At 62.9% G+C, this 6444-nt stretch carries 5 protein-coding genes; 4 read left to right on the forward strand and 1 reads right to left on the reverse strand.

The window, feature by feature from the left end:
- The first annotated feature begins 11 nt into the window (after window positions 1-11).
- From OQE62_RS06865 to OQE62_RS06880, 4 genes are all read left to right on the forward strand, one after another.
- Entirely contained in the window at window positions 12-713 is a 702-nt protein-coding gene (locus OQE62_RS06865) for a D-Ala-D-Ala carboxypeptidase family metallohydrolase (protein ID WP_265721267.1), read from the forward strand.
- A 144-nt stretch (window positions 714-857) separates the two neighbouring features.
- The gene (locus tag OQE62_RS06870) at window positions 858-1952 is read left to right on the forward strand and encodes an AI-2E family transporter (RefSeq protein ID WP_265721268.1); all 1095 of its coding nucleotides are present in this window, start codon (window positions 858-860) and stop codon (window positions 1950-1952) included.
- 419 nt (window positions 1953-2371) lie between these two features.
- Window positions 2372-2890: a peroxiredoxin gene (locus OQE62_RS06875; protein ID WP_265721269.1), complete on the forward strand. Its 519-nt coding sequence runs from the start codon at window positions 2372-2374 to the stop codon at window positions 2888-2890.
- A 275-nt stretch (window positions 2891-3165) separates the two neighbouring features.
- Complete coding sequence (locus tag OQE62_RS06880; RefSeq protein WP_265721270.1) at window positions 3166-5208, forward strand: hypothetical protein; 2043 nt, start codon at window positions 3166-3168, stop codon at window positions 5206-5208.
- A gap of 113 nt (window positions 5209-5321) precedes the next feature.
- Here OQE62_RS06880 and OQE62_RS06885 read toward each other — a convergent pair.
- Window positions 5322-6444: S8 family serine peptidase (locus OQE62_RS06885; protein WP_265721271.1), on the reverse strand; the 1123-nt coding region annotated here is incomplete at its 5' end.

The following is a 6444-nucleotide window of genomic DNA, read 5'->3' on the forward strand; positions in this document are numbered from 1 at the left end:
CGAGATCGGCAATGGATATCAAAGAGAGCAAAGACCACGAGTATTTTGACATCCATATCGAACGCCGCCGGGCCATCTGGATCAGTGCACTGGTACTGGCGGGGCTGCTGGTACTGGTGGTGCTCACGGTCGACAAGGTGCGGGAACTGGCCGAACGCATAGTCACCCCGGTCGAGTACGAGCCGATTCCCGAGGTCTACGACATCAAGGGCTACGCCGCCGCCTCGGAGAGCGCCTTCGAAAAATTCCTGCAGAAGGGCGACAACCGCGAGAAATTTGCCAGGCTGGAAAACTTCCTGCAGCTCAATCACGTGGACGACGTGGTCCCCCTCTACGAACTCCTCCGCCAGGGCAGCGACTGGCAGGAAGTGGGCGAGCCCCCGTTTGCCATTCCACCGGAGGACGACTGGGAAACGATGGTGGATACCCTCAAGGTGCTGCGGGAGGAAATCATTCCCGTCGTGGGGCCGGTGACGATACTGTCCGGCTGGCGCACCTCCAGCTACAATGCCAAGGCCGGCGGCGCCAAGACCAGCAAGCATATGCATTTCTGTGGGCTGGACATGGTCCCGCAACGCAAATTCAACCGCAAACAACTGATACCGATACTGCGCGATATCCACAAGCGCACCGGCCAGAAATGGGATATGGGGCTTGGCATCTACAGCGGCATCCGCTTTCACGTGGACACCTGCGGCTACCGCCGCTGGTAAGCCACTGGTAAAAAGCACTGCCATCTGATTACATAGGCGCCTCCCGCAGCGGTAGCGTGCGCCGTGCGCACCACTCGTGTCCTGCGGCTACCCCGGTGCCCAGTGGGGCCTCGACTTTTCCGCCAGAATAATCAAGGAAATACAGTGCAGGAAAAACTGGAACGGTATTCATTTATCCTTTCGCTTCTGCTGGTAACCCTGGCATTCGCGCTGTTGCTGAAGCCCTTTTTTACACCGGTTTTCTGGGCCTGCGCCATCGCGCTGATTTTCTTCCCGGTCTACCGCCGCCTGCTACAACGCCTGCCCCGCTGGCCCAACCTGACGGCACTGCTCACGCTGTTGCTGTGTATCGTGGTGGTGGTAATCCCGGTACTGCTGGTGGCCAGCTCCTTCATCAATGAAGGGGTCACCATTTTCCAGAAAGTGCAGAGCGGCGAGATAGACCTGTCGCAACAGATCGAACAGGTGCGCAGCGCCTTCCCCGGCATCAATGCTTTTTTCGAGCGCTTCGGTCTCGATTTCGATCAACTGCAGGAACGGCTGATGAACGGGCTGATGAGCGCCGGCAGTTTCCTGGCCCGCAACGCCCTGGCGCTGGGCCAGAACACGCTGAATTTCTTCGTGATGCTGGGCCTGATGCTCTACCTGACCTTCTTCCTGATCCGCGACGGCGAGAAACTGGTCGCCCTGCTGATCCGCGCCCTGCCGCTGGGCGACGAGCGCGAACACCTGCTGCTGGCCAAGTTCGCCGAAGTCACCCGCGCCACCATCAAGGGCAACCTGGTGGTGGCGGCAACCCAGGGCACCCTGGGCGGGCTGATCTTCTGGATCCTGGGCCTGCCGGCGCCGCTGCTGTGGGGCGTAATGATGACGCTGCTGTCGCTGCTGCCGGCGGTGGGGGCGGCGATCATCTGGTTTCCCGCGGCACTCTACCTCTACGCCACCGGCGACCTGGTGAAGGCCTCGGTGCTGATGGTCTACGGCGTGACGGTGATCGGCCTGGTGGACAACCTGCTGCGCCCGATCCTGGTGGGCCGCGACACCAAGCTGCCGGACTATATCGTGCTGTTTTCCACCGTCGGCGGCCTGATCATGTTCGGTATCAGCGGCTTCGCCATAGGTCCGCTGCTGGCGGCGCTGTTTATGGCGTTCTGGGAAATCTTCATGCGCGAGTTCGTGAATCCGTCGGGAATCCACGGGCCCGGCACACCAGCGCCCGAAGAAGTGCACGGCGAATAAACCCTGCGGCGATTACCGCAGCTTCCACAGGCGCCGGTCCAGTTCCGACCCATCGCACAACGCCGATGGAGTGGCTAGTGGGATGTGTATAAAGTTCGCTAGAAAGTCACAACCCGAGAGAGTATTTAAACCTCTGCACCAGTCATGGGCTGAGAGGCAGATGTAATTTCTCCAGGCGGCCCGGGGAGAGGATTGCCAGTTGAGACAGCGCCAGATGCCAGCCCTAGATCGGGCGCGTCCAGTGCTCGGTGGCTTCCAGTAATCGGCGTGCAGAAATGGGAGGGTTAGCCACTTACCGCGCCACTAATACGGCCCACGGTCGCAATATTGGCTGCCGCAAGACACCGGCAATGACTTCCACCCTTTCCAGCGGGTAGGATGTTTGCGGATATTCTCACTCAACGGATACAGGAAGCCCCATGATACGTCTGATTACTCTCCTGCTCACCACACTATTCAGTCTGCCACTGACAGCGCTCGAAGTCGGCGATCCAGCGCCAGACTTCAGCCTGCAGGCCTCGGACGGCAAGACCTACACCCTCTCGGACTTCAAGGGCAAACAGGCCGTCGCCATCGCCTGGTACCCGAAGGCCTTCACCAAGGGCTGCACCATCGAGTGCAAGTCCCTGGCCGAAAACGGCCACCTGATCCGCGAATACGACGTCGCCTATTTTATGGCCAGCACCGACGAGGTGGATACCAACACCAAATTCGCCGAGGAACAGGAGGCCGACTTCCCGCTGCTCAGCGATCCAGAGGGCGAAGTGGCCGAGGCCTACGGCGTCAAGATGCCGGTCATGAACATCGCCCGCCGCATCACTGTTTATATCGGCAAAGACGGCCGCATCCTGAAGATCAACAAAGATATCCAGCCGGCCACCAGCGCCGAGGATATGGCAAAAACCCTGGGTGAGCTGGGCGTTGCCCGCAAGGGCTGACGGATAACGAGGCAGCAAAAGAAAAAGGCTCCGACACTATCGCAATGCTGTTCACTCAACGAATTTGCGGGCGAAAGTGTCGATAGCAGAGAGCGTTTTCTTCCCGGTAACACAGCCGCTCCAGCGCGTCTGCCAGCAGGCAGTTGACCTCCGTATTGCGGCGAGGGAATGCCACTGTTGCCAATCTTTCCGGATTTTCTTTGAACCTCACGGCCAGTCGGTGCGACTACCTCAACGGAAACCCCGTTTAGCCAAGCAACCGAAGAGGCCATCGCATGGACAAGCTGCCGCACAATAAATCCATCACTTACCTGAAAACTCTCTCCTTCGCACTGTTGACCACCGCCCTGTTCGCCTGTGACGGCAACGGCGGCAATTCGCTGCCGGGCAGTGATACCGACGAGCCGGACCCGCCTTCCAGCGCCATCGATCTCAGCTTCCTGGTGGAAACCCACGATGGCGCCCGCCTGCCAGGTGCCGCGGTCACCCTGGATGAAACCAGCGGCCAGAGCGATGAAACCGGCTGGGTGCATTTCAGCCCGGAGGAACAGGAATCCTATGTGGTCCGCGCCCGGGCCGACGGCTTTGTGACCCAGGCGTTGAAAGTCGACGGTGTGCACGAAAGCGTGATGCCCATCCGGCTGACACCGGTAAAACAGACTCTGAGCCTGAACGATATCGAATCCGCCCGCACCCTGAGTGGAGCGGACCAGGGCGCGCGTATCACCTTCCCCGCCAATGCCTTCGTCACGCCCGACGGCGATCCGGCCAACGGTGCCGCGACCGTACAGATCACGCCCTGGGACATTGCCAACGGCGACCTCAATGCCATGCCCGGCAACGGCCAGGCGGTGGACGCCATGGGCGCGCCGACGGAACTGATCAGCGCCGGCATGTTGGCCGTGTCCGTGCACAACGATAGCGGCGACTACCTGCAGCTGGCCCCCGGCGCCACCGCGGAGATCCAGGTGGACCTGCCCCAGGGCAGTATCAATAACGAGGCGCTCTCCATTGGCAGTACCGTGCCCATGTGGCACTTCGACGAGAGCCAGGGCGTGTGGGAGGAGGATGACTCCACCACCGGCACCGTGGTCGCCTCCGCCACCTCGCCGGTGGGCCTGGCGGTGCACGCGGAAGTCAGCCACTTTTCCATCTGGAACTGGGATTTCAAGTTCGAAAACGGCGGCAGCATCAATGTAGAGTGCCGGCTGTTCGACAACAGCGCCGTGCCCTGCGGTATCAGTGCCGAGGTAACACTGGACGACGGCTCTGTTTTTACCCGCAGCGGGCAATTGCCGGCGGGCGGCTCCACCATCATCAATATGCCCGACAGCGCCACCATCGGCTGGCAGGGCACGTCCTTTGGCGGTTTTATCGGTGAGCAGACCAGCGATATGTCTTCGGACGTGCTCATCGAACTGGGCGAGCCCAGCAGCGAGAACTTCGTGCGCTGCGAGCTGCCAGACGGCGTACCGGTGATCTGCTCCGTGACCCTGACGGACGGCAACCACAGCCTCACCCAGACGGTTCCCGCGGGGGGCGCCACCATCGTTACCGCCTGGCCGGGTCTGGATGAATTCAGCGAGTTGAGCTGGACGGCGGAAACCCCCTACCCGGTGAGTTTCAACGGCCAGCAGGTGCAGGGAGCGGGCAGCGCCGACTCCGGTATTACCGACGAGGTGCCACTGTCCCTGGCCACCACCCCGATCGAACAGGTCAATGCGCAGTGCCTGTCTTCAATCGGAAGCAACATCCCCTGCACCCTGGACCTGGTCGCCACGCTGCCGGACGGCAGCCAGTTCACGGAAACCGGTTTAACGGTCAACAACAACCTCGATATCACCGTCCCCGCCGAGGCCACGCTGATCCAGTGGTCCGCCACCGCCAACGATGCCCACAGCCAGAACGGCCAGTTTGTCACCCTGTCCGGCAGCCAGGAGACCGGCCTCGTCAGCAGTGTCGCCGTGATCCTGGATGAAGAATCCGCGCAGGGCCCGGCGGCGCAGAGTATTCAAATCCACTGCAGCAACAGCCAGGACAGCGCCGCCACCAGCTGCGATATCGAAGCCCACCGGGAAGGTAACGGCGTCGGCTACGTGCAGCTGGACAGCTTTGACGGCGTGCCGGTGGGCGATATGGTCACGCTCGAGTTTCCGGAGGGGATGGCCGCGAACAACGACACGGTGCAGCTCACGGCCAGCGGCGACGACGGCTCGTTCGCCCACGATTTCTCTGCCTACGGATCGCTGAACGACGGTGAAAGTATCGAGCTGGAACTGCAGTGTACGGGGGCGTCCGGCAACAACACCTGCCCCTAGCCAGCACCACTGATCCACCAACCCAAGCCGGCTCCCGGGAGCCGGCTTTTTTATTGATTGAAAAAAGTAACCGTAGGATCGGCAAAGACTTCGTAAGGTGTGCACAACGCACCCTACCGACACCCCGCCGCCACCTGCACCAACCCCCAGCCAAAGCGGTCGTCGCGGCCGTCGGCGCCCAGGTCTTTTACCGCCCGGGTCAGATCCACATCGCGCTGTTGCGCCAGCAGCAGGGCGGCGGTCACAAAGGGGGCGGCGAAGGATGTGCCGGTGTGGTAGCGGCCCCGGGCCTCGCCGTCTGCGGCCCAGATATCCACACCGGGTGCCGCCAGGTCGATGTAATCGCCCCGGTTGGCGTCCGGGTAGAGTCGCTCCAGGGCATCCACCGCGGTGACCGCGATCACCCCCGGCTGCGCCGCGGGAAATACCGGCGGCGCGTCCGGCCCGCCATTGCCGGCCGCCGCCACCAGCTGGATATCGCGCTCGAGCAGCCGCTCCAGCGCCAGCTCGAATACCCGGTTACGCTCCCCGCCCAGGCTCAGGTTGACGACCTGCACATCGCGGCCGGCCAGCCAGTCCAGTGCGTCCAGCAGGGTGTCCGCGGTGGTGTCGGCGATGTCGCCCCGCTGGCGGAAAACTTCCGCCGCGAAAAGCCGGCTGCCCGGCAGCAGGCCCGGCGCCGGCGAGCCCGGCTCGCCGATCAACAGGCTCGCCACCGCCGTACCGTGTACCGCCGGGGCCGCCTCGCCGCGCGCGAAATTGCGCCGCTCCAGCGCGGTATTGGCCAGCGCCGGGTGCCTGTCCGCAACGGCGGTATCCAGCATGCCGATACGGAAGTCGCGATCGCAGGAACCGAGCGGCTCGGGCCAGGCGATCAGCCGATGCGCATATCGCCGCCGGGCATTGAGCGCCCGATAGCGCTGATTGGTGTCCAGCTGCAGGTCCGACAGCTCTGTCCGCAAGCGGGCCACCAGCTCGGGCGCGCTGCTGCCCGCGGGCAGGCGAAAGACACTGACCACCAGCCCCAGGTTGGCCAGGCGCTGCCGGGACTTCACGCGCAGTTGGTAGGCCTGAAGCTGGCGCGCCGCCGCTTGCGCCGCGGCCATATCGGCACTCACCAGTAACATTTCGCCCGCTTCGTAATTCTGTGCCTTCGGCTCGGGAGCCTGCTCGGCGGCTTGGGTTTGCCGCGCTGGCGGCGCGGGCGGAGGCGGCGGGGCCGCACGCCCCAGCAGG

The organism is Microbulbifer halophilus (assembly GCF_026183675.1).
Taxonomy (GTDB): Bacteria; Pseudomonadota; Gammaproteobacteria; order Pseudomonadales; family Cellvibrionaceae; genus Microbulbifer; species Microbulbifer halophilus.